At 54.5% G+C, this 24,500-nt stretch carries 22 protein-coding genes and 1 tRNA gene; 10 read left to right on the top strand and 13 right to left on the bottom strand.

The features are described 5' to 3' along the window. Nucleotides 1-2: 2 nt before the first annotated feature. The 10 genes from A2V21_307150 to A2V21_307105 all read right to left on the bottom strand — a co-directional run bounded on the left by A2V21_307150 (nt 3) and on the right by A2V21_307105 (nt 9,151). The gene (locus tag A2V21_307150; GenBank protein OIJ74057.1) at nt 3-554 is read right to left on the bottom strand and encodes a hypothetical protein; all 552 of its coding nucleotides are present in this window, start codon (nt 552-554) and stop codon (nt 3-5) included. 189 nt (nt 555-743) lie between these two features. Further along, nucleotides 744-1,232, bottom strand: a complete 489-nt coding sequence (locus tag A2V21_307145; protein ID OIJ74056.1) for a hypothetical protein — start codon at nt 1,230-1,232, stop codon at nt 744-746. Between the two features lie 453 nt (nt 1,233-1,685). Then, nucleotides 1,686-2,930, bottom strand: a complete 1,245-nt coding sequence (locus A2V21_307140) for a hypothetical protein (protein ID OIJ74055.1) — start codon at nt 2,928-2,930, stop codon at nt 1,686-1,688. A 21-nt stretch (nt 2,931-2,951) separates the two neighbouring features. Continuing rightward, nucleotides 2,952-3,740 (bottom strand): hypothetical protein, encoded by a 789-nt coding sequence (locus tag A2V21_307135; GenBank protein OIJ74054.1) that lies wholly within the window; start codon nt 3,738-3,740, stop codon nt 2,952-2,954. 48 nt (nt 3,741-3,788) lie between these two features. Then, on the bottom strand, nt 3,789-6,104 hold the full coding sequence (locus A2V21_307130; protein OIJ74053.1) for a hypothetical protein: 2,316 nt from the start codon (nt 6,102-6,104) through the stop codon (nt 3,789-3,791). Nucleotides 6,105-6,140: 36 nt separating this feature from the next. Further along, nucleotides 6,141-6,830, bottom strand: a complete 690-nt coding sequence (locus A2V21_307125; protein ID OIJ74052.1) for a hypothetical protein — start codon at nt 6,828-6,830, stop codon at nt 6,141-6,143. 3 nt (nt 6,831-6,833) lie between these two features. Beyond that, entirely contained in the window at nt 6,834-8,087 is a 1,254-nt protein-coding gene (locus A2V21_307120; protein OIJ74051.1) for a pyridine nucleotide-disulfide oxidoreductase, read from the bottom strand. A 60-nt stretch (nt 8,088-8,147) separates the two neighbouring features. Next, complete coding sequence (locus A2V21_307115) at nt 8,148-8,591, bottom strand: hypothetical protein (GenBank protein OIJ74050.1); 444 nt, start codon at nt 8,589-8,591, stop codon at nt 8,148-8,150. 11 nt (nt 8,592-8,602) lie between these two features. Further along, a complete protein-coding gene (locus A2V21_307110) occupies nt 8,603-8,929 on the bottom strand; it encodes a transcriptional regulator (GenBank protein ID OIJ74049.1) in 327 nt (108 codons plus the stop codon). A 147-nt stretch (nt 8,930-9,076) separates the two neighbouring features. Further along, a tRNA-Val gene (locus tag A2V21_307105) sits at nt 9,077-9,151 on the bottom strand. Between the two features lie 98 nt (nt 9,152-9,249). Between A2V21_307105 and A2V21_307100 the strand changes: the two genes are divergently transcribed. Continuing rightward, nucleotides 9,250-9,666, top strand: a complete 417-nt coding sequence (locus A2V21_307100; protein ID OIJ74048.1) for a Holliday junction DNA helicase RuvA — start codon at nt 9,250-9,252, stop codon at nt 9,664-9,666. A gap of 17 nt (nt 9,667-9,683) precedes the next feature. Continuing rightward, nucleotides 9,684-10,760: a hypothetical protein gene (locus A2V21_307095; GenBank protein ID OIJ74047.1), complete on the top strand. Its 1,077-nt coding sequence runs from the start codon at nt 9,684-9,686 to the stop codon at nt 10,758-10,760. On the opposite strand, the gene A2V21_307090 is transcribed toward A2V21_307095, so the two are convergent. Together A2V21_307090 and A2V21_307085 are read right to left on the bottom strand one after the other, a co-directional pair. Next, the gene (locus A2V21_307090) at nt 10,754-11,758 is read right to left on the bottom strand and encodes a hypothetical protein (protein OIJ74046.1); all 1,005 of its coding nucleotides are present in this window, start codon (nt 11,756-11,758) and stop codon (nt 10,754-10,756) included. The genes A2V21_307095 and A2V21_307090 overlap by 7 nt on opposite strands. Before the next feature lie 71 nt (nt 11,759-11,829). After that, entirely contained in the window at nt 11,830-12,231 is a 402-nt protein-coding gene (locus tag A2V21_307085) for a hypothetical protein (GenBank protein ID OIJ75098.1), read from the bottom strand. A 512-nt stretch (nt 12,232-12,743) separates the two neighbouring features. Between A2V21_307085 and A2V21_307080 the strand changes: the two genes are divergently transcribed. From A2V21_307080 to A2V21_307045, 8 genes are all read left to right on the top strand, one after another. Then, complete coding sequence (locus A2V21_307080) at nt 12,744-14,633, top strand: tRNA uridine-5-carboxymethylaminomethyl(34) synthesis enzyme MnmG (GenBank protein OIJ74045.1); 1,890 nt, start codon at nt 12,744-12,746, stop codon at nt 14,631-14,633. A 107-nt stretch (nt 14,634-14,740) separates the two neighbouring features. After that, nucleotides 14,741-15,385, top strand: a complete 645-nt coding sequence (locus tag A2V21_307075) for a 16S rRNA (guanine(527)-N(7))-methyltransferase RsmG (GenBank protein ID OIJ75097.1) — start codon at nt 14,741-14,743, stop codon at nt 15,383-15,385. A gap of 153 nt (nt 15,386-15,538) precedes the next feature. After that, on the top strand, nt 15,539-16,330 hold the full coding sequence (locus A2V21_307070; protein OIJ74044.1) for a chromosome partitioning protein ParA: 792 nt from the start codon (nt 15,539-15,541) through the stop codon (nt 16,328-16,330). Between the two features lie 18 nt (nt 16,331-16,348). Beyond that, entirely contained in the window at nt 16,349-17,215 is an 867-nt protein-coding gene (locus A2V21_307065) for a hypothetical protein (protein OIJ74043.1), read from the top strand. A gap of 71 nt (nt 17,216-17,286) precedes the next feature. Next, nucleotides 17,287-17,715, top strand: coding sequence for a hypothetical protein (locus A2V21_307060; protein ID OIJ74042.1), 429 nt, complete (start codon nt 17,287-17,289; stop codon nt 17,713-17,715). A gap of 156 nt (nt 17,716-17,871) precedes the next feature. Beyond that, on the top strand, nt 17,872-19,212 hold the full coding sequence (locus A2V21_307055; GenBank protein ID OIJ74041.1) for a voltage-gated chloride channel: 1,341 nt from the start codon (nt 17,872-17,874) through the stop codon (nt 19,210-19,212). A 16-nt stretch (nt 19,213-19,228) separates the two neighbouring features. Beyond that, a complete protein-coding gene (locus A2V21_307050) occupies nt 19,229-19,900 on the top strand; it encodes a hypothetical protein (GenBank protein ID OIJ75096.1) in 672 nt (223 codons plus the stop codon). A 118-nt stretch (nt 19,901-20,018) separates the two neighbouring features. Further along, a complete protein-coding gene (locus A2V21_307045) occupies nt 20,019-20,528 on the top strand; it encodes a protease (GenBank protein OIJ74040.1) in 510 nt (169 codons plus the stop codon). Between the two features lie 102 nt (nt 20,529-20,630). Here A2V21_307045 and A2V21_307040 read toward each other — a convergent pair whose 3' ends face one another. Continuing rightward, nucleotides 20,631-24,212 (bottom strand): hypothetical protein, encoded by a 3,582-nt coding sequence (locus tag A2V21_307040; GenBank protein ID OIJ74039.1) that lies wholly within the window; start codon nt 24,210-24,212, stop codon nt 20,631-20,633. Nucleotides 24,213-24,500: the final 288 nt, after the last annotated feature.

Raw genomic sequence — 24,500 nt, 5'->3', positions numbered from 1 at the left:
CTTCAGCTCCTCAGGACAGCGCCGACGAGCTCGGGGCTGAATATCTCGGTCAGGCCTGCCTTTATTATCCAGCGGTCCGCGCCTTTATTAAAGAGTATGTATCTCCGCGCGAAAAGCGGCGTATCTTCGGGGATCTCCAGGTCCCTTGAGGCGCAAGGGCTTTTTACGATCCCGATCTCAAGCCTTTCTTTGGCGAATAGGACCCCGTTTGAGGCAAGGACCCTGCCGAGCGGCTCTTTAGGCCTCTCGTCGAGCGCGGACTTTATATCCGGGGCTATCATCCCCTCGGGTATGAGCGCGTGGGCGTAAAGGAGCCTTCTGCCGCCACCGGTGAGCCAGACCTCCCTTTCCATGGCCTCGGCCCCGACCTCTGCGCCGAGAAAAGAGGCCGCTTCGGCGGTAATGGAGGTCAGGCCCATGAACCTTATCTCAGCCTCGACGTTACCCTGGGTAAGGAGCTCAAGCTCAAGGGTCATCGAGCCTTCAGAGAAGAGAAGGAGCTTCTGGTGGGGAAGAAGTCCGTCGAGTATCGTTTTGCGCCGCGCTTCTTCCACGCCAAGCCATTGACCGAGTAGCGTATATGAAAAGCCTTTAGCCATAAGTTGTAAAATTATCACATAGGAGGGTAGTTGGTCAATAAGGCGGGGGCTTCAATCAATTGAGGACCTTGACAGTGAAATGGAAAAACAAAAGGCCGCGCCCGTTCTCCGGATGCGGCCTTGTAACCGGTATATCCTTTCCGCTCAGTGTCCCTTTGTAACAGGGTCCTTTTCAGGCGCGAACTGCTCGACCGGTATCTCCGAGGCCTTGAGGAAGGCGTCAACGCTGTACTTTATGGCCGCCGCAGTGCTCTTGTTCTGGCTGCGGAGTATCTTGAGGAGCTTGCCCACGTAGATTATCTCATCGGGGCTCAAGGCGGTGAAATCCGGCGCCCGGGTGAATTCCTTTCCATACGCGGAGGTCTCTTCGGCTGCTATCATGTAGCCTTTTCTCTCGAACTCGCCGCCCTTGCCGGGCCTGTACATCTCGCCTTCGCCGGAGATGAGCCAGTCGACCGAGAGGCCGTAGATATTAGCGAACCTCAAGACCAGGTCGGTAGGCATCTCGCCCCTTTTCTTATAATTTGAAAGGGCCTGAGGGGTTACGCCAAGGACCCGCGCAACGGCCGAATCGTTCTTGAGCTTTCCGGCCCACCTCATCCTCTCAATGATATCCGAATAGCTGACACCCATTTAGAGTTCTCCTTTTTACTTTGTGTGGTCTTGAAGCGAACATCGGGAAGATAACGTCCCCTGTTAATAATCTCAGGGAGAGGGTAAGAGGGCTTCTCGCGTGAGCTGTAGAACTGAGGCCGTGATTAGCGGAATAGAACTGTCGCTGGGCTTTCTCACCTGATGTTAAGCTATCTTCGCGATGCTATTGATAATTTAACAGATTATAGACCTTTTGAAAAACTCTGTCAACAGTTTTTGATAAATATTATTTACCTGAAATTATTCTAAACGGTCGAGCCCGGATGTGGCAAAGAGCTATAGACGAAATCAGGAAAAATGCTTTAGAAACGCCATCTTGCCATGGGGACAGAAGTTGGTTTGCTGTCGGTACGGATTTGATCCTATTCTGTGCCCTTAATTGTGTGAAACCGCGTTGAGCAGGCATTTAGCCTTTGAAATTAATGGGTTATCTTAAAACTCGTATCTCGCCTGTATATATATGTTGTCATTCCTGTCGAGAGACCCGAACTGGGTAGTATCTTTTTTTCCTCCGAAGATATTGGCGCCAAGGGCTGCCCAGACGCTGTCGGAGAAGTTGTATTTGGCCTCGGGGTTAAAAAGATAATCCTTGTCCGTGGGAGACCAGAATGAGAACCACTGGAGCCTGAGGTTCTGACGCATGAGAAGATAGGTCATCCTTAGCGATGTGAGGTCACGGAACCTCGGCTCTTTCGGGAAACCGGCTATATGGGTGCTTTCGTATTCCGAATAATCATATGTGTATTCTCCGTAGTATTGAACGGTAACGCTGAAGTCCTCGATGAACTGCCTCTGGTAGCTCAAAAGGAAACGTGTCTGGGAATTAGGGATGAGGGGGTCGGTCCCGTCCCTGTCATCCAGAGAGTCATAATAGCCAGCCTCAAGGCCAACGACGCCTGCCAGGGCGCTCCTCTGAAGGCTTACCCCGTAGACCGAGAGCTCAGGGTATATAAAATCTATTCTCGTAGTCGATGTCAGGCTGTCCGGGACGAGCGACGGCGCCCTGTAAAAGCCCTTGTAAAGATATACGGACGCGTCAAAACCTGCTATGTCACGGTAGGCCCTAAGCGCCACCTCTGTATTCTTCAGGTTTGACGCAGGCTCCTTTTGAGTCCTGTCCCCCACATCGGGCAATGGGTCGAAGGTCCAGAACCTGTTTGGGTCCGGGAAGTTGTTCGGCTCGAAGAAAGGGATCACGACCAGCTCAAAGGAGGCTATATCAGGGTAGAACCCGGCCTTCATGGCATCTACCCCGATTTTAAGGTACTCAAGCGGACGGCCGGAGAAGAAGGCCTCATAGTCCTTAGGAAATACGTCGTTAATGAAGATCAGGTCGCCGAGGCCCCAGGTTATTATCTGCCTGCCGGCCCTCAGGTCCCATCTCTGCCGCGTGAGGTCGATGTACGCCTCCCTGGGCTCGACCTCGCCGTTCCTGTCGAGGTGGTCAAAGGATATATCTGCCTTGAGGAAGAGGCGAAGGGGTTCTTTTGCGCCTTCGAGCTTCAACTGCCCCCTTTCCTCGCCCCACTTGAAGTCGCCGCCATCCGGGTTCGAGCCGTCTATCCCGAGGGAGTAATTGCCCTGCAAAAAGCCCCCGGCTGAGAGATCCCAGGCATAAGAATCCTCTGAGACGAGGAGCAGGGCGGCAAGGCAGGCGTATAGGATCTTTCTTGTCATGATCGAGGTCCGTAAAGAGCTTTAGTCCATCCACTTCCTGGGGGGCTGTTTTAGATACCGTTCTGTAAAGAGGCTGTCCTCTATCCCCATGTTGTAGTCGATCTTTGTGAAGGTCGACTCCGTCGAATGCCCGCTCTGCAGGTTCTTCATGCTCCTTTTGGTGACGGTCGGAAAGCCCTTTATCTCCTTGATCTCGTCGGCGGTGAAGACCTTATACAACGAACCTTTTTTGTCAAAGTACTCTTCCTTCAACGGCAGGAATGACTTTTTGTCGATCCATGAGAGCTTGTGTCCGTAGTCCGTATCCCCGGCCTTCGGCGTGCTCTTGACGACAAAGCAGTCCGCATCTCCGAGTTTTTCCTCTCTTGCGATCTCGTGTGTGTCGTCGGCAATGTCTCTCCCGGAGACGTCTTCGTACGTGAAATCAGAGCCCACGAAGCTTGAGCGCCTGTCCTGCGCAGCGATCCTCCTTACCATGTTGAGGGCAGGGACGAAGAGCCAGCGGTCGTCGTCCCTGCCGGGGTATTTATAGACCATGAAGGCCATCTCCTTTACGTCGGCCGGCTGCAGGAAGTACATGAAGTACTTCTGGTCGCCCCCTGTCTCTCCGTAGTTCTTGCGGAGCATGGTAAGTTCCCTTGTCCTGACCGAGCCGGATCTGCTTACAAGCTTCATCGCCACCCTTGACTTGAAGTCCTTGCCCGGGTAGAGGAACGCGGCCTGCGAGTTTTTCATCACCTCCTCGGGAGTTATCGCGAAGGAATCGAGCGGCAGAAGCACGGCTAAAAATAAAAGCAGATATTTGAGCATGGCTACCTCCGTTTATATGAAGCGTATGCTGCCTTGTATAAGGATATATCAATTGCCCCTAAAGAGACGCCCTCTGAACAACATGATAAGGGCCGGAAGCCCGACCATGGTAAGTGTGGCGCTTATGAGCATCATGCTCACGATAAACGCCCCCACGGTTATATAAGGCGTAAGCGGCGCGAAGAGCATGACGGAGAAGGCAGAGGCGAAGAGCACGGCGTTACGCATGATGCCTTTGCCGGGCCTTGCCGCCGTCCAGACAAGCGCGTCGGTCAGGGATTCGCGGGAAGGCGCCGCGCCCTGGCAAGCCTCCTTCAGCCTCTGCCTGAGCCTGCTTATGAAGTGGATGGAAAAATCCACCGACATGCCAAGCGACAGGCAGCTCAGGACGGCTATCGGCATGTCAAAGTCCTTGCCCAGATAGCCGACAGCGCCGTAGATGAGAAGTATCGTAAAAAGAAGCGGCGTATACCCGATGGCCGCCCATTTTACCGAGCCGAAGTTGAAGGAGAGGATAACGAATATCATGACGAGGGCGATCGTAAACCCCTTGAGCATGTCCCAGAGGACCTCGTCGTTCCAGACGAGGTTGAAGTACGCTATCCCCGCGGGCTTTAAGTCAAGGGCCGTCGGATTTTCCAGTTTGTATTCATCGGCCGCCTTTATTACGCTCCGCATCGCCTCGGCGTCCCAGGTCTTGAGCTGCATCCATATATTGGCCTTCCTGAAAGGGTAGTCGACTACGTTGTCGAGGTCAGAGGGCTTCGCCGACATGCTGAACAGGAATAGGTACTGGCCTATCTCGTCCTTTGTGGAAGGGACTCTATCGAACCTTTGGTCGCCGTCGTGGAGCACCAGGTTTATCCTTTTTACGTAATCTACGACAGAGCTGGTCTTTCCGACCGCTGGAAGTGTTTCAAGGCGCCTCTGAAGCCCCTCTATAAACCTCATAGCCTCAGGGTCCTTTATATAATCGTCCTCGCCAGCCGTGGCGACGATGTAGCCGAGCGAGGTGCCGCCGAGGGAGGCGTTAAGTACCGAGTCAGCCGTGCGTATATCGCTATCTGCCTTGAACCATTCGACCATGTTGTTGTTTACGACGACCCTCGATATGCCGATGGCCGACACTCCAAAGAGGACAAGGCCGACGACGGCTGTGACTAAAGGTCTTTTCGCCCCCGCGGACGCGAGCCCCTTTAAAAACCCGGAGGCCCTGCCGGAAGATGTCTCCTCGCCAGCGGCCACCTTTTCGAGGTTTTTTTCTTTCACGAAGGTGAACATCGCCGGTATGAAGCTGAAGCTCAGGAGCCTCAAGGCCACTGTGCCGAAGGCCACCACCGCGCCGAAGACCTTCACCGGGACGATATCCATGAAGATAAGCACCCCGAAGCCTATGGCGGTGGCGAGCGCCGTATAACGCACGGGGCGGCCAACGGCCTTCATAGTCTCTATTATAGCGGCCTTTTTCTCCCTTTTCTCCCTGTAGCGGAAATAGAACTCGTTGAAGATATGTATGCTGTCGGTCGCTATCGCCATCAGAAAGACCGGGGCCATGGAGCTCATGATATGTACCGGGAAGCCCAGGATGATAAGGGCCCCCATCGACCAGACGATGCTCATCATGGCGTCCATCATCAAGGTGATCGAAAGGAACAGGTCCTTGAACATGAGATACCTGATAATGAGCATTACCATGCCAGCGATGGGTGCGAATATCGCCATTAGCTTGAACATCTCTGCGCCGAAGGTGTCCCTCGCAACCGGGTCGCCCGCTACATAGTATTTCTCCGGGCCGCCCTCTTTCTTGACGACCTCCCTTATCCTGTCGGCGATGGCCTTGCCGTTTGCGCCTTCCTCAAGGGGGATATAGATCGCCGTCGTCTTTCCGTCATCGGATATCACCCTTCCTGTGAAAAGCGGGTTCTCAAAGAGGTCTTTTTTCAGGCGTTCTATTTCCGCCTCGCTCTTCGGAAGCTCTGCCATGAGCGGCCCCACCTTTAATGTGCCTGCTTCGGCGGTGACATTCGTGATAGTAGGAAGCCCGTTCACGTCCCTGGCCGCAACGCCATCTATCAGCAGGACCTCTTCGGTCAACTTCAAGACCTTGCCGAGCGTGCGCTCATTCAAGACGCCTTCATCGTTTTCTATGCCGACGACTATCGTGTCTTCGTAGAGGGCGAATGTCTCGTCCACCTCATCGTTCCAGACCCTCACGTCCGAGGTCGGCGGAAGCATGTTCTTGGGGTTTGTGTCGGTCTTTATCTTCGGGAACTGCGTAAGGAAGCCGAGTGTTATGAGCGCCACGATAGCGACAACGAGCTTTGGATGTTCGACTGAAAATTCGACAAGAGAGAATTTTTTCATGATAACACTCGCAAACAGATTTTATTTGATTCAGGCTTACGCCTTTGTTGCCACCGTAACCAGGAACGCTCCAGCCTTGGGGCACAAGCTTCTCCCGAGCCGCTCCTGAAGCTCTGAGAAGGCGAGATATATTTTTGAATTTATGGGCAGAAAAAAGAGGCCGGTCTTTGTCTCTATCTCCTTAAAACCAGCCCTTTTGAGTTCAGCCTCTATGGCGCGCGGAGATAGGAATTCCGCGCTGTTGTAAACAGATTTTCTGAAAAGTCCCTTGGCCCTTCTCAAGAGGGCCCAGGGGGAGCGGCTGTTAAGGAGGGCAATGATAACCCTGCCGCCCGGCCTCAAGCCCCTTTTCATCTCGAGGAGCGCGGCCTCCCTTTCCCTTACGAAGCAGAGCATGCAGACGGAAAGCACAAGGTCAAAATGTCCGTCAGGGAAGGGGACATTACGCTCGTCGGCCTTGATGAAATTGATTTTCAGGCCTGCTTTTCCGGCCTTGGCCCTTGCCCATTCAAGCATTTCGGATGAAGCGTCCAGGCCGGTTACTATGGCCCCTCTTTTCGCGAGTTCGATGGAATATCTTCCCGTGCCGCAGCCAGCGTCCAGGACTTGTTCACCTTCCTTGACGCCTGCCATAGAAAGGACAAGATCCTGCTCGAGCCTGTCGGAGGTCTTCCCGAGCGGGGTCTCATACCAGGCCTCGTATTTTTTCGGGTCCCATGCTGCCATAGTCTATTCGAGTTTTTTTATCTTCAGGGCGTACAGAACCGTGGTCTCGTAGAAAGGCTCGCTTATGCCTTTTTTCATCTTACGCAGGAAATATTTTTCGAACCCGACCTTCGCTATGTGGACCCAGCGGCCCTTCTTCGCCCAGGTCACATCCCTTGGAGGGATCTGCGGTATCGCCACGAACGCTACTCCCGTGTCGCCCATGTCCGCGAGACATATCGCGTTCCATGTCGCAATTGCCGAGGCCTGCCCTCCCTCAATAGAGGCCTTGATATTCCTGACCGTGGCTGCCACCATGCTCTCTATCATGAAGCCGGTCTTGGGTACGCCCGTCGGGACCGGGGTCGCCTCCGGGGGAGCTATCGCTATACAGACACCTATGGCGTAAATGTCCGGATACTTTGGAGACCTCTGAAATTTGTCGACCACGACAAAACCTTTGGGATTACAGAGGCCATCGACGGCGGCTACCGCGTCAACTCCCTTGAAGGACGGGATTATCATCGAGTATGCGAAGGGAAGTTCCCGCTCGCCTTCGTTCAAAACCTCGACGACCATCTTCCCGTCTTCGACGCGTTTTATCTTCGCGTTGGTAAGCCAGCTTATGTGCCTCTCTCTTAACTCGTGCTCAAGAAGGCCTTTCGAATCGCCGACGCCGGAAAGCCCCATATGGCCTATGTACGGTTCAGAGGTGATGAAGGTGATGGGGACCTTCCTGCGGATTTTTCTTTTGCGCAGGTCGGCATCTAGTATAAATGCGAACTCGTAAGCCGGGCCGAAACATGAAGCGCCCTGGGCCGCACCGATGACCACCGGGCCGGGGTTCTCAAGGAATCTCTGGTATCGCTCGAACGCCTTTTCGGCGTGGTCCACTGTGCAGACGGATACGGTGTGTCCCTCAGGCCCGAGGCCCGGAATGTCATCGAAAGCGAGCTTCGGGCCTGTAGCTATGATGAGGTAATCGTAAGGCACGACGGCGCCTGATGAGGTTTTTATATTCTTTTTGACAGGGTCTATGGCGGCAGCACCCTCTGGGATGAATTCAATCCCTTTTTTCTCAAGCGGCTGCCTGAGTGGAAAGCTTATGTCCTTCTTCGTCCTCCAGCCAACGGCAACCCATGGGTTCGACGGGACGAAATGAAATGTATCCGTATTCGAGATTACGGTCACTTTGTGGCTGGCGTCGAGGGCGGCCTTCATCTCGTAGGCCGCCGGAAGCCCGCCGGTCGAAGCGCCTATTATTACGATATTCGCCATAGCTCCTCCTGAGGCGGTTCACTTTCAGGTCAGGTTAAAATCAAGCGCGTTACGGAAAGCTTACCTTGATATCTTGTACTTCAAGTAGCACTCGCCTACCGGGCCGGGCTTTTCGCTGCCAGTGAGCTCCACCCCGGTCTTGAGAGCTTTGCCCATTGCGGATTTGACCATCTGGCTTATCGGACAGGAGCCCTTCTTGCCGCTGTTCCTCAGAATTTCGTTGCCGTTGCAGATGTCGCACCCTTTGACATACAGGTGGGCCGTGCCGTCATCATTGAATTCGAACCTTGCGATATCGGAGAACCTGAACGGCCCGCTCATGTAGGCTTCGATGGCTTTCTTGAACTCCGCCGGGTCCGCTGGCAGCTCACTGAGTCTCTTTTGCCAGGCGTTGGCGAGTATGGCCCCTATCTTGGCGTTATATTTTGCCGTGTCTTCTCCGAGGGCCTCGATGACCGCGGCATGGTACGCTGCGAAGAACTCTTTTGAAAAATCGTGAGACATAAAAACCTCCTTCAGATCTTCACTTTTCTCGTGAGCGACTGCTTTTCGTTAAGGAATTCGAAAAGCACCTCTTTCATTATGTCGCATGCGGTTATGACCTTGGGATTCGCGAGGGAATAGTAGATGCTGACCCCTTCCCGCCTGCTTTTGAGTATTCCCTTGTTGCGCATTATGGCGAGGTGCTGCGAGGCGTTCGCGCTGGATACCCCGATCTTTTCAGCTATATCGGTCGCCGAAAGCTCCTTGTCCCTCAGGGTGTTTATGATCTCAAGACGCTTTGGGTTGGCCAGGCACTGGCAGATGCTTGCGTGTATCTCGTAGATCTCTTTTGAAGACATTGGCCCACTCCCCAAAGATAGATAAGATTGCATACTTTCGAAATCTATTAAATAATGAACAATATAGCAGGTTGGGTCATAGCTGTCAAGCCCTTGCAGGTTACGTTACGGCAGGTCGCGGAAAATTTGATTGTCTGGGGGGATTTATGGTGGGCGGTACAGGATTTGAACCTGTGACTTCCACCGTGTGAAGGTGGCACTCTGCCGCTGAGTTAACCGCCCGGCTGAAATGGAGATATATTTTACAGTTATGGACGGGTGGTAGTCAAGAATTACCTTGAAGGCACAGGCCTTTAAAGGTTATATTTCTAATGGGATCTATGAGGGTAATGGGCCTTGACATAGGGAAGAAGACCATCGGGGTTGCCTTGAGCGACCCTGTGGGGCTTACGGCCCAGCCGGTTACCACTGTAAAGAGGACTACCTTCGTAAAGGATATCGAAGCGGTCCTAAAGTTAGCTTCAGGCAACGAGGTCTCTACAATTGTGGCTGGGCTGCCCCTTAATATGGACGGCACCCATAGCCCCCAGACCGGATTTGTCCTCAAGTTCGTCGACAGGCTCCGGGAGAGCGCCTCGATGCCGGTTGAGACCTGGGACGAGAGGCTTTCCACGGCTGCCGTGGAGAGGGTCCTGATCGAGGGCGACATCTCCCGGTCCAGGAGAAAAGAAGTGGTAGACAAGCTCGCGGCCTCTTATATTCTGCAGGGCTATCTCGACAGCAGAAGGGTCGAGTAGGGCCTCATCATCCGTCCATGCGAAAGCACATCGAGACCATAATAATCCTCCTTGCAGTCGCGGTCTTTCTGGCCGCCACGCACGTTTATATTACCTTCTATACGCCCCCTTCCACCGTAAAGGCCGTAAGGACCGTGACTATAGAGCGCGGTATGAGCTTCAGGCTCGTCGCCGACGGCCTTGAGAAGGCCGGGGTGATACGTGACGCGGAAAGCTTCAGCCTCGCCGCCCGCATCCTCGGCGTATACAAGAAGGTAAAGGCCGGGGAGTACGAGTTCACGACTGATATGCCCCCTGTCGACGTGCTCGAGCTCCTGGTCAAGGGGAAGGTAAAAAGATATTTCGTCACCATACCGGAGGGCTACAACCTGAGGGACGTAGCCTTTGTCTTGAAGACCGCCGGGCTTGCCGAGCCGGAGGTCTTCATGGCCAGGGCAACGGACCCGGAGCTTGCGCTCTCCCTCGGGGTGGAGGGGCCGACGCTCGAAGGCTATCTCTTCCCCGATACCTATGAGTTCACCAGGGGGATGAAGACCGACGAGATGATAGCCCGCATGGCCGGCAGGTTCATAAAGGTCTACTCGGAGTTCGAGGGAGAGGCGAGCCGCCATGGGATGTCCATGCGGAAGGTGGTGACGCTGGCCTCATTGATAGAAAAGGAGACCGGCGCGCCGGAAGAGCGCGAGGTCATCTCAGCGGTATTCCATAACAGGCTCAAAAAGGGGATAAAGCTGCAGAGCGACCCGACGGTAATATATGGTATCAACGGCTTTGACGGCAATATCAGGAAAAGCCACCTGTCGATCAAGTCGCCCTACAATACTTACCGCCATTACGGATTGCCTCCGGGCCCGATAGCCAACCCCGGCAGGGAATCGATAAGCGCGGCGCTCCGCCCCGCGAAGGCCGACTTTATCTACTTCGTCTCAAGGAACGACGGCAGCCATCAATTCTCAAGGACCCTCAAGGAGCACAACAGGGCCGTGGACGAGTTCCAGAGGCAGAATAAGGCGAAGCAGGAAGAGGAAAAGAAGATAGTGCAGGAAAAGACGCAAGGGGAGGTAGTTCCAGCTAAACGAGCTGAAGGTCAATAGATCTTTCCCGTAAACCCGCTCGAAGTCCGCGCCACCCCGTTTTCATCTATTATGACCCCCTCCACGCCATCGAGCCTTTCGATCAGCTCCATGCCTTTTTCGGGGCCCATGACAAAGACCGCCGTTGAAAGCGCGTCGGCTGTTGTCGGGTCTTTGGCCGTGAGCGTCACACCCTGGGTCCCTTTTGAGGGAAAGCCTGTCCTCGGGTCGAGGATGTGATGGTACCTTATGCCGTCCTTCTCGAAGAACCTTTCGTAATCCCCTGAGGTCGGGACCGCGCCGTTATAGACGTAAGCTTCCCCGATGAGCCCGTCTTTGACCCTCGGGTGCTGTATCCCGATGGTGAAGGGCGAAACGTTATCCTCCTGGAATACGACCATATCCCCGCCAGCCTGGACTATCCCCCTTTTGACCCCTTCTGCCATGAGAACATCTACCGCCCTTCCGGCGATGTACCCCTTTGCGACACCTCCAAGGTTCAAGGCCATGCCTGCCCTCGATAGCCCTACTTTGTTATCCCCTTCTATTAGTATCTCCTTGTAGTCTACGAGGGGGAGGAGCTTTTTTATCTCCTCTTCATCCGGCACAATGCCTTTTTCGCCTGAGGGGCCCCAGAGGATACCGAGCGCGCCCACGGTCGGGTCAAAGGCGCCGCTTGAAAGACGGGCGACACGTACCGCCTCTTTGGTGACCGCCACGACCTCTGGCGAGACCTCTACAGCGCCGGCCCCGGCGTTGCTGCTTATCTTCGATAGGTCGCTTTGAGGATTATAAGAGCTGAAGATGTATTCGAGCCTTTCGATCTCATCGAAGGCGGAGCTGGCTGCCAGGTCAAAATTGTTCCGGTCGCCATCCATGAGCGTGAGCTTTACGACGGTGCCCATGGCAGATCTCGTGTATGTTACGCTTTCGCCGTCTTTTCTGAGGAGAAAAAAAGAGAGCGCGAGGAGAAGGAGCGTTACGGCGGCTATCGCGTATTTAAGGTTCTTCTTTGGCATAATTTTTTTGGGCCAAATGAAAAAAGCCGGGCCATGCGGCCCGGCTCTGATATTTTTTTGGAAGAGGGGATTTAGAACTCCTCTTCTTCGGACTCTGACCTCTCCATGATGCCGAGGCCTGTCTCCTCCTCGAACCTGCCCTTTATCTTCATCTCTTTTTCCATCTTGGACATGCACTCGACGCATACCCTTGTGGCCGGGAGGGCCCGGAGCCTTTCCTCTGCCACCGGTTCGCTGCACTCCTCGCAGGTGCCGTAGGAGCTGTCGCGGAGCCTTTCGAGCGCGTCCTCGATCTCCGCGAGCTTTTCCCTGTCGCGGTCGCCGAGCATCAGCGCGAGCTCCCTATCGCGTTCATTGCTCGCGATATCGTAGATGTCCCCGATCTCGAACTTGAGGACGTTGCTTTCGCTCTTTACCTTCTGGGAGACCTCCTGAAGGATCTTGTTTTTGGCATCAAGGAGCTTCTGCGATATCTCTTTTTTGAACGGGACCTTTCCTGCCTTAGGCTTCTCTGCTTTTTTTGCTGTGTCTGCCCTGGTGCCTGTCTTTGCCATCTGCTTCTCTTCTTTCGGTGGTTTCACGGAAGCCTTGCCTGCGCGGGCCTTTGAAGCCGCGGCAAGCGTAGCGTCTTTCTTCGGTGCCTTAACTGCTTTTTTAGTTTTATCGGCTGTTTTTGGCATAAGAAGGAAGTATACTGTTTTTTAGTTGGTTGTCAATCTAATTTGGTTTCCTTTGACTATCCGTCAGGTTGACCCTAAAAACGCCTAAAATCGGATGTTTAAACCGTGTTCAACGCCGTCTTGAGCCCCGCTCCACAGGGGCGTTCTTATGAAGTGATTGATTATACCAAAAAGAAGGCCATGAGAAAAGAGTAATAGGTGAACGAGATCCAAAGAGCCCGCCCTCCTCTTTAAACCCCGTTATGATTGACACCCCTTTCGACTCTAATATAAAATATCGTCTTCGAGTATAGCGTGAGGAAAAAATGGCTCAAGACAGTTACGATATAATAGTGGTCGGCGCCGGGCACGCCGGGTGCGAAGCCGCGCTCGCCGCGGCGAGGATGGGGCTACGCACGCTCGTCCTCACGATGAACCTCGACACCATCGGACAGATGTCCTGCAACCCGGCCATTGGCGGGATAGCGAAGGGGCACCTTGTAAAGGAGATAGACGCGCTCGGCGGAGAGATGGCCAGGGCCATTGACGACACCGCCATACAGATGAGGACATTGAACGACAGCAAGGGGCCCGCTGTGCGCGCCACCAGGGCTCAGGCCGACAGGAGCCTTTACAGGCAGAGGATGAAGAGGGCGTTGGAGTCAACACCCGGACTTCACCTGAGGCAGGGTGTGGCCGAATCGATAATGACTGTTACAGGAGCGGACGGGTCTCAACAGGTAACCGGAGCGCGCCTTACTACAGGAGAGGAATTTTCAGCCCGCGCCGTGATTATAACGGCAGGCACCTTCCTTATGGGCCTTATCCATATCGGCCTCAGCAGCTTCCCCGGTGGCAGGGCAGGGGACCAGTCGGCCACACACCTTTCCGGATCGCTTTCATCTTTAGGCCTTAAGCTCGGGAGGCTTAAGACAGGCACCTGCCCGAGGCTCGACAGCCGGTCCATCGACTATTCCAGGACATCGATGCAGGAATTGCAGCCTCTTGAGGCGACGAGGCCCTTCTCATTCTCTTCGCCCCCTTTTACAAGGGCGCAGTTACCCTGTCATATCACCTATACTAATGAAGAGACGCACAGGGTGATACGTGAGAACTTGGGGCGTTCACCACTATATAGTGGGGTCATAGAAGGTGTAGGCCCAAGATATTGTCCGTCTATAGAAGATAAGGTCATAAAGTTCCCGCACCGGGAGAGGCATCAGGTCTTTTTAGAGCCTGAGGGGTACGATACCGTCGAGGTATACCCGAACGGCCTTTCGACATCCCTGCCGATAGATGCGCAGAAGACCTTTTTGAAGACCATACCCGGCCTTGAAGAGGCCGAGATATTAAGGCCCGGCTACGCTATTGAGTATGACTATGTCGACCCGACCCAGCTCAGGCTTACCCTTGAGACAAAGGCCGTGGAGGGGCTGTTCCTCGCCGGGCAGATAAACGGAACATCAGGATATGAGGAGGCGGCTGCTCAGGGGCTCATCGCCGGGATGAACGCCAGCCTCAAGATCAAGGGGATGGCGCCGTTGGTCCTCGACAGGGCCGAGGCATATATAGGCGTCATGATAGACGACCTGGTCACCAAGGGTACCAGCGAGCCTTACAGGATGTTTACTTCAAGGGCAGAGCACAGGCTGATATTAAGGGAGGAGAACGCTGACCTGCGCTTGACGGAGCTGGGCTTCAAGGCAGGTCTCGTCAGGGACGCGGTCTACGCCGCTTTTTTAGAAAAAAAGAATAAAATCAATGAGATAGGCAATTTATTGGACTCCGCCAGGATAAACCCCACCACCGAGGTCTCAAAAGAATTACAGGCTATCGGCGCTGGCGAACTAAAAAAATCGGTTACGTTAAGGGAGCTTCTCAGGAGACCCGGCTTGAATCTCAAGCAAGTGCTTGCGCTCTCACGCAATGATATCGCGGTGTCTCAGGAGATAGCCGAAGCTATAGAGATAGAGACCAAGTACGAGGGCTACATAAAGAGGCAGGTCGAGGAGGCTGGCAGGTTCAGGAAGATGGAGGGGGTAAAGATACCTGATATCACCTATGAGGCCGTATCCGGCCTTTCGCTCGAGATAAGGGAGAAGCTTCATAAGGCCAGGCCGTCTTCGATCGGACAGGCCAGCCGCATCCCTGGCGTGACCCCGGCGGCCATATCGATGCTGATGATACATCTTAAGAAGATAGGGGCTTACCGGTGATGTTCCACGTGGAACATCGGCTTTCTGACGAAGGCCTCCTTGCGCCCTGCCCCCAATCTTATGCTCGCTTCACCCTATGCCCAATGGTGCTTTGAAAGATGAAAAACATGGACCAGATCGAATTACTCAAAAAAGGCGCCCTTGAGCTTGGCGTAGCCCTCGACGATAGCCAAGCAGCTGCATTCCTTACCTATTTGCGTGAGCTGAAGGTCTGGAACAAAAAGATAAACCTCACCGCCATAGAGGACGAAAAAGATATTATAATCAAGCACTTCCTTGATTCACTCACCCCTTTTGGCCTCTTTTCCGAGGTTAGATCGGTCCTTGATATGGGCGCTGGCGCGGGTTTCCCGGGCATACCGTTGAAGATAGCCATGCCTGAGCTTCGACTGACCCTCCTGGATTCTGTAGAGAAGAAGGTCAACTTCATGAAGCATATTATAAGGACCCTGGGGCTAAAGGGTGCTGAGGCGATTGCAGGGAGGGCAGAGGCCCCGGACCTGGCCTACAGGCTTGCAGGCTCGTTCGATTGCGTGATATCGAGGGCGTTTACAGAGCTTCCTGCCTTCATGACCCTGGGGCTCCCTTATCTTAGGCCCGGGGGCATGCTCCTGGCCATGAAAGGCCCTGCTGTGGCCGAAGAGATCAATGCGCTTGGTGTGATGAAAGGTGTCCTGCCGCCAGAGTCTTTTGAGGTAGCGGTACCATTCTCAGACCGGAAGACTACCCTGGTAGTAATTCGTAAGGTGTAATGTTCCACGTGGAACATTACACAACCCCTGTTTTCTCTCCTTGGCAGAAAATAATCTTCCAAAAATGTTCCACGTGGAACATCTCGTGCTCTTTTCTCTTGCAATCACTTGCCGCGATGTTTTAAACTCAGGAAACGTAAGCAGGAGCTGGATGTGGGAAGGGTAATCACAGTCGCAAACCAGAAGGGAGGGGTGGGTAAGACCACTACCTCTGTAAACCTCGCGGCTACCCTTGCCGTGGCTGAAAAGAAGGTCCTTCTTATTGACTTCGACCCGCAGGGAAATGCCACCAGCGGTCTGGGGCTCGATAAAAGGGGCTCTTCAGGCATCTACCATGCCATGATAGGGCAGGAGGATATAAAGGGCCTTCTCAAGAATACGGAGCTTAAGTACCTTAAGGTTGTACCATCATCCATAGACCTTACCGGCGCGGAGATAGAGCTTGTAGACGCCCCTGCGCGCGAGTACAGGCTTAGGGACTGCGTCAATCAGGTAAAAGACCTCTTCGATTATATCTTCATAGACTGCCCGCCGTCTCTGAGCCTCCTGACCGTCAACGCGCTCGTAGCGGCTGACGCGGTCTTGATCCCCCTTCAGTGCGAATACTATGCCCTCGAAGGCATAAGCGATATCCTCCGCACCATAGACCTCATAAAGGCCAAGCTCAACCCCGGGCTTGAGATAGAGGGGATACTCCTTACGATGTTCGATTCGAGGAATAAGCTCGCGCACCAGGTTGAGGACGAGATCCGGGGGCACTTCGGGCAGAAGGCCTTCAAGACCGTTATCCCCAGAAACGTGCGCCTTTCAGAGAGCCCTTCCTTTGGCAAACCGGCGATACTCTATGATATCCAGTCAAAAGGAGCGGTTAGCTATATGGAGCTTGCGAAGGAGCTGGTCTTTGAGGCCGAATCAAGAAATTCTTCTTTAAAATCAATTACTTAAGTATTAAAAGGGGCTATTATGCTCAATAAGAAAAAGGTCCTTGGCAGGGGTCTTGGCGCGCTCATCGGAGAGGCCTCGCCAGAGAAGTCCGTACCGGTTGCTACAAACGAAAAGTTCTTTTTCTGCCCGTCCGATGAGATAAGCCCGAACAAGACCCAGCCGAGAAAATATTTTGACGAGGCGGCGCTTACCGAGCTTGCCGACTCGATAAAAGAGAAGGGGATAATAGAGCCCCTTGTAGTGAGGAGGGCGGTCTCTGGGGGCTTCGAGCTTATCGCTGGCGAGAGAAGGTGGCGGGCCTCCAGGATGGCCGGCTTAAAAGAGGTCCCGGCGATAGTTGTCAACGCTAACGACGAAGAGAGCCTTGAGCTTGCCATCATCGAGAACATCCAGAGGGAGGGGCTAAACGCCATTGAAGAGGCGGAGTCCTACCGGAGCCTCATGGGCTTCGGTCTTACGCAGGAGGATGTCGCCAAAAAGGTCGGCAAGGAAAGGGCCACGGTCGCCAATTATCTGAGGCTCCTTAAGCTCCCGCACGAGGTGAGGGAAGAGATCGTAAAGGGCAATATCACGATGGGCCACGCGAGGGCGCTTCTTTCAATCGAAGGGCACGCCGCGCAGGCTGAGCTATGCAGGCAGATAATAACCAAAGGCCTCTCAGTGAGAGAAGCCGAGGCGCTTGCAGCCGCGCCGGGCGCGAGCAAGACAAAGAGGCCGAGGGCAGGGGCAGCTTTAACGAACCCTGTAGAGGATGAGCTCCGTGGTATCTTCGGCACAAAGGTAGCGCTCAAGGACAAGAAGGGAAAAGGAAGGGTAGAGATAAACTATTTTTCCGCTGACGAGAGGGAGAGGATAATAGACCTTCTGAGGTCGGTTACGGCGTGATGTGACCGGGGTCCTTTCCATCATTGTTTTTTGTCATTATGATGTTCCCTCATTCCAGATGGAGGTTTGCCATGTTCGGAAGGGAAAAGGAGAAAGAAGAGAGGAAGAAGGTCGGCGTGATAGCCGGCTTTATCGGAAAGGGTGTCGCCATGGAAGGCAGGCTCATATTCGAGGAGACGATGCGCGTCGACGGGAGCTTTAAGGGGGATATCTCGGCCCCGACAGGCTCTCTTGTCGTCGGCGACGGCGGGTATATCGAAGGCGAGATAAGTGCCTCCACCGTCATAATAACAGGCACGGTAAAGGGCAAGGTGGAGGCGGCAGAGCGTGTAGAGTTACGGGCCCCGGGCAGGATGACGGGCGAGATCAAGACCCCGACGCTTATAATCGATGAAGGCGTTCTCTTTGAAGGCACGTGCACGATGGTCAAGAAGGACGGCGGCGCCTTTGAGACTGTAGAATATGGCGAGGCCTCTGACACAGGCAGGTTCGTGCAGTAAGCAAGACGTTTTTTTCCTCTCTACAGTTGTGGAAGATAGCGAAGCGCGGGGTGATGGATGTGGATGAAAATCCTGACTATAAAATATTATCGGAAGGCCTCTTGAACAGAAGAGGCCTTTTTCTTTTTTTGAATGACGGAGTGATATAATAAAATAATGCGAAGGAAGATCAGGGAAGAGACGGTCATCTTCATAAGCGTCATAAAGTGGATCTTTCTGGCCACGATAGTCGGCGCCATCGTCGGGGTCTCTACAACGGCCTTCGTCAAATCGCTCAACTGGGGGGCGGCAATTGCCTCTCGCTATGATTACTACTTCCTCCTTATACCCGTCGGCTTTCTTTTAAGCGCCATTATAATAAAATACGTATTCCCTCAGGCCGCGGGTCACGGCGCGAACAGCGTCATAGAGAGCATACACAAGAACGCCGGTAAGATAAGGCCGATAGCCGTACCCGTCGAGTTTGTAAGGACCTTCCTGACGATTACCACCGGCGGCTCAGCCGGAAAAGAGGGGCCGAGCGCGCAGATAGGGGCGGGACTCGCCTCGCTGGTAGCTGACGCGCTCAGGTTCGAGGGCGCGGACAGAAGGAAGCTCGTCATCTGCGGCATAAGCGGCGGCTTTGCCTCGGTCTTCGGCACCCCTCTTGCCGGGGCGATATTCGGCATGGAGGTCCTCTTCGTCGGGAGCATACTCTATGACGTCCTTCTGCCGTCCTTCGTCGCGGGGATAATAAGCTACCAGGTCTCGTCATGGCTTGGCCTTACGTACTTCTATAATCCTGTGACCTTTATCCCAGTATTTAGCGAATCGTTCTTCCTTAAGGTCATCGCCGCCGGGGTCTTTTTCGGCCTCTGCTCCTTTTTGCTGGTCGAGACGCTGAGGCTCGGAAAAAAGGCGTCAGAAGCGATAAAGCTATCTACCGAGGCAAAGGCCCTTCTGGCTGGAAGCCTGCTGGTCGCGCTCACCTTTATCTTCTCAAGGGATTACCTCGGATTGGGCCTCGAGACGATACAAACGGCGCTCGAAGGGGGCGAGGTGCCCTGGTACGCCTTTATACTGAAGTCGTTTTTTACATCGATAACGCTCAGCTTCGGCGGCCACGGGGGCATCGGTACGCCCATATTCTTCGTCGGCGCGACAGCCGGTTCGGCATTCTCAACGGTGCTCTCCGTAGACCCGGCCATGCTCTCCGCCATAGGTTTCGTCGCACTCCTTGCGGGCGCGGCAAACACGCCGATCGCGGCGTCGATCATGTCCGTAGAGCTATTCGGGGCAGAGGTCGCGCCTTACGCTGCCGTCGCCTGTGTGATAAGTTTCATGATAACCGGCCACAGGTCGGCCTATCCCTCTCAGGTGCTGGCAGTGAAAAAATCGGGCTCCATCAAGGTAGAGATGGGCACGCAGGTCTCCGGCGCCAGGGCCGGGGTAGAGTACAGGGAGAGAAGCGTCATAGGGAAGTTGCGGCGGCTTCTGAAAAAGGACAGGGGCGCCTGAGGTGGAGCCTCGCGTCATAGAAGGGCTCAGGTGGCCGAGGGACAGGGAACGCATAAGGGAGATACAGGAAGAGGTAAGAAAGAGGCTCAGGATCATGCCGCTTAAGAGGCCGCCCTCTCTCATTGCCGGGGTCGACGCCTCTTTTTTTGATGACAGGATCGCATGCGCTGCCAGCCTCTTCGGCTTCCCGTCCCTTGAACATCTTGAAGATAGCGCGGTTGTTACAGAGGCGGCCTTCCCGTACATAACCGGCCTTCTGTCCTTCAGGGAAGGGCCGGCTGTGATAAAGGCGTTGAAGGGCCTGACCAAAAGACCTGACCTGCTGATATTCGACGGACAGGGTATAGCCCACCCAAAGGGGCTTGGCATCGCCGCCTTCATGGGCGCTCTCCTTGATATGCCATCCATAGGGGCCGCCAAGACGCGCCTTGTGGGAGAGTACAAAGAGCCTGGTATGATGAGGGGCGAGCGTTCTCCGCTTATATATAACGGAGTTGAAGTCGGCGCGGTGGTGCGGACCAGGGATAATGTGAGACCCCTTTTCATCTCACCCGGTCATCTTATAGATATAGAGGGCTCGGTAAGGATAGTCCTTGCGTCTGCCAGCAGGTACAGGCTCACGGAGCCGATACGGCATGCGGATATGTTATCTAAAAGGATGAAAAGAGAGATGCAGGGGAAGAAGTGACAGCGGCCTCCCCAAGGGCTCGTCCCCCTTTTCTAAAGGGGGGTAACCGAAGCAAGCCATAGAGCATTATCTGGTCGATTAAGAGCGAAGATAAAAGCTCTCTTTAAGGAGGCCTCCCATGTCAGAGATAATCATGCTCATAGAGAACGGCTACGAGGACGCTGAGGCGTTATATCCCTTTTACAGGCTTCAGGAGGCGGGGCACAGGGTAACAATAGTCGGTCCGAAGGCGGGTACGTACTTAAGCAAGCACGGCTACCCGCTTGAGGCGAAAAAATCGGCAGCGGAGGTAAAGGCAGGGGACTTCAAGGGGCTTATAATCCCAGGAGGGCAGGCACCCGACAGGATGAGGATAAACGGGCCTATGGTCGATCTCGTCAAGGAGGCCAACGGCCTTGGCCTTGTGGTCGGGGCCATCTGCCACGGGGCTCAAGTTTTGATAGAGGCCGGTGTCCTTAAGGGAAAAAAGGCCACCTGCTATATCTCGGTCAAGACAGATATCATAAACGCCGGGGCCACGTACGTAGACGCCCCCGTGGTAGTTGACGGAAGGCTTGTCACATCGCGCCATCCCGGAGACTTGCCGGGCTTTGGCAGGGCGCTTGTGGAGCTGCTCTCCGGCTGCTGAAAAAGTCCATTTGCATCGTTGGCTTCAGAAGCCGGCTGCTGCGGCGTACCAAAGAAGCACGCCTCAAAAAACTAATTCACCAGCGCGCCTGCCCTTTCTCGGCTAAACCACTCGCGCCGTTTCTTTCTTATTGAACCACGGACCATTGTGGGGAAGGGTAGGCGAAGGCTTCCCGATGAAGTATCCCTGGGCATAGTCCACCCCGAAGGACCTTAGGAGCTCGAGCGTCTGTTCATTTTCCACGAACTCTGCGATCGATTCTATCTTGAGCCCTCTCGCCAGGTCAGTTATCGCCTTTACGAAGACCTGGTCGCTCGGGTTCTCGTGGAGCTTTCTTATGAACGAGCCGTCTATCTTGATGAAGTCGACCTGCATCTCCTTAAGGTAAGTGAAAGAGGTGAAGCCGACCCCGAAATCGTCGAGCGAGAACTGGCAACCTATCTCCTTGAGCGACTTAACGAACCGGGTCGCCTTTTCAAGGTCACCGATGGCGGCGGTCTCGGTTATCTCGAATACCAGCCCTGCCGGGTCCGCGCCCGTCTCGATTATCTTCGATTTTATGAAGTCGAGGAGGTCCGCGTCGCCGAGCTCCTTGCCCGAGAGGTTCATCCCGAAGGAGATATCCTTGCCAAGACGCCTCATCTCGGCCTGCGTGCGCATGGTCTTCTCTATGATGACCCTGTCTATGAGGCCTATGATGCCGAACCTTTCGGCTATGTCGATGAACGCGCCCGGAAGGAGCACAAGGCCGTCTTCCGATATGAGCCTTGCCAGGGCCTCGTAGTGGTGTACCCTGTTCTCATTGAGGTCAAGGAGCGGCTGGAACCATGGCACGAAGCGGTCCTCCCTGAGCCCCTTGAATATCTTCTCCCTCCATGAAAGCCTCGAGTGCATCTTCTCGAGGTCCCGGTCCTCGGGGCGGTAGACGTGTATCCTGTTCCTGCCGAGTTCCTTTGCCCTGTACATGGCCGCGTCGGATTTCGTGAGGAGGTCTTTTATATCGATGCCGTGGTCCGGGTAAAGCGCCATTCCAGCGCTCACCGTCATGGTGCTGGAGGCCTCGGTAAAGTAGAAGCCCTCCACTGAACTCCGTAAGCTCTCCGTAAGCTCTACCCCCCGCTCTTCAGAGATACCCGGGAGGAAGATGGCGAACTCATCGCCGCTCAAGCGGGAAAGCACAGGTGGCTGGTCGAACTCAGAAGGCGAGTTTTTGCAGATCTCTTCGAGTCTGTCATGCAGTATGTTGGCGATCCTTCTTAAGTACTCGTCGCCGGCGCCGTGGCCGAAGGTGTCGTTCAAGAGCTTGAACTGGTCCATGTCAAGAATGCAGAGGGCCCCTGTGGCGCTCCTGTGGCCTGCCGACTCTATCCATTTTCCGACCTGCTCGATAAAGCTCGCGCGGTTTATCAGGCCTGTAAGCTCGTCGTGGCTCGCGAGGTAGTTGAGCCGCTCTTCCTTTTGCATCTTTTCGGTGACGTCCTCCTGGACGGACAGGAAGTTGGTGATCTCTCCCCTGTCGTTCTTTATCGGCGTGATGACCGTCGTCGCCCAGTAATACCCGCCGTTCTTTTTCCTGTTCTTGAAGGTGCTCCTCCAGGTCTTGCCGGAAAGTATCGTATTCCAGAGCTCCTGGTATTGCGCGTTTGTGACCTCCCCGGAGGAGAGTATCCTCGGGGTCTGGCCGAGGGCGTCTTCCCTGGTAAAGCCTGTGACCTGCTCGAATGTCGGGTTCACGTACTGGATAGAGCCCTTTTTGTCCGTGATGAAGACCAGGTTGACGCTGTGCTCTATGATGGCGGAGAGTTTCTTGAGCTCGAACTCAGCGCGCCTGCGCTCGGTGAGGTCCTGGACGGTGCCTATCATCCGAAGCGGCCTGCCCACCTCGTCGGTGAGGACCTCGGCCTTCTCATGGACTATCTTTTCCGTGCCGTCGGGAAGCACTATCCTGTGTTCGATGGAGTAGGGCTTCGTGTCATAGAGGGCATGCTCAACGGAGTTTTTCACGAATTCCCGGTCATCGGGGTGCACAAACCCCAGGAAGGCCTCGTAAGTGGCCCCGAACTCCTGTGGCTTGCATCCGAAGATATCGTATATCTCGTCAGACCACCACAGTACGTTATTCGGCACCTCCCATTCCCAGCTCCCCATAAGAGCAAGCGCCTGGGCCCTTTTAAGGCGTTCCGCGCTCTGCTTGAGGGACGTCTCCATGTGTTTCCGCTCGGTTATGTCGGTTGAGAAGCCGCATACGGCGTAAGGCTTCCCTGCGGCGTAAAGAGGGAACTTCATGGAAATATAGGTATGGAGGCCGTTATCCTGGGGGATAGTCTCCTCGAACTCTATAAGAGAGCCGCTCTCTATGGCCTTCCGGTCGTTCTCGGCGATCGAATAGGCCACCTCTCGCGGGAAAACGTCATGGTCGGTGCGACCGAGCAGGTGTTTGTCTGCCGTCCTGAAAAGACTCTCAAACTGGCGGTTTACGAACAGATATCTGCCCTCAAGGTCTTTTAGATAGACGACGGCGGAGGAGTTGTCCAATATGGCTTTGAGCCTCTGTTCGCTATGCTCAAGCGAAGCGCTCCGTTCCCTGATCTGGAGGGCCATATCGTTGAAGGAACGGGCCAGCTCGCCTATCTCGTCACCTGACCTCACGGGTATGCCGGCGTCGTAGTTGCCTCTGGCTATTTCGGCCGCTGCCCTTGAAACACCCTGTAGCTCAAGGACGATCTTTCTGAAGGCTACAAAGAGAAGGGCGATCAGAAAAGCGACGACGAGGGCGGTGAACGCGGCGTACTTGCCTATCGCGGAAATCGGCATAAGCGCTTCGGAGGAACCTATCTCCGTAAGGAGCGTCCAGCCCAGCTTCGGCAGGCACATGGATGCGCCGGCCACCTCCACCCCCCTGTAATCGGTGTAGAAGCCGGTAAGCTCCTGTCCTCTTTCAAGGCAGGCGGCAACAGGTTCTGTTTCCACCTTCTGAGAGAAGACGGCGTCAGAGACGAACCTGGAGCCGGTTATCATGAACCTGTCTGAATTTACAAGGTATGATTCGAAGGTATCTCGGCGGTAAAGGCGCGAGGTCATGGCCCCGAGCCTGTGGCTGAGCTCCCCTGTCAAGACGCTCCCCAGGTCCGAGAGGTTTACGAAGTTCACGACGAAGCCCAGGGTCTCGCCGCCGCGGGTAACTACCGGGGCCGCAAAGGCGAGGTCAGGCGGCCCGTAGACCCCTGAACGCCTTGCTGCCACGTTAATCCCTCCGTCGGCTTTGAAAAAGCGCTCGCCGGAGATGTCTGTGCCTATGAGCGAGCTTTCCGTGGAGGACAAGACCTTGCCAAGCGGAGATACGACGGCTATGGCCCTTAATTGCGTATTGAGAGGGAGCTTGTTTGAGATCAGGTGCGAGTTAAGCCCCGCCGGAGACCAGCCGGGGCGCCCGGCCTGGGCCAGTTCGGACCTTATCAGTCCGTCGCTGCTCAAGTCCACGGCCCTGCTCCTGCCCATCTCGATAAACTGGTAGACCTGCCCTTCTATGGATTCTGCTATGAGGGTAAGGTCCTCGAGGAAATGGTTGGTAAGGAGCTCCTTATTGGACCTGTATCCCATGATGAAAGTGAAAAGGATAGGCAGAAGGATTATGGCAACGGCGGAGAGCGCTTTTATTGATAGGGAGAGCTTCGGATTTTTCATCACAGTACCTGTTTAGCCGGGTTAGCGCCGAAGGGGAGGGTCCAGGGAGGTGTATCCAGGCAAGGTAGAGCTGGAAGGCGACTTCATGGCAACTCTGCCCAGCTTCGGCTATAATATAATTTCAATGTTTTAAAAGCAATTTATTCCTTTTGGATATATCGGCTGTTTGAGGCGGGTTTTGAGGGTTTTCTGCGCTTGACACCGGGCCTCGCAAATGTCATAAATAGGGCTGTAAAATTTAGCGGACGGACGCGCCCATAATATGGGAGAGTAGGCTTAAAAAGAGGG

It is taken from the genome of Deltaproteobacteria bacterium GWC2_55_46, assembly GCA_001595385.3.
Lineage (GTDB): Bacteria > Desulfobacterota > GWC2-55-46 > GWC2-55-46 > GWC2-55-46 > UBA5799.
The sequence above is the reverse complement of the archived record's forward strand: the minus strand, read 5'-3'. Positions and strand labels throughout refer to the sequence as shown.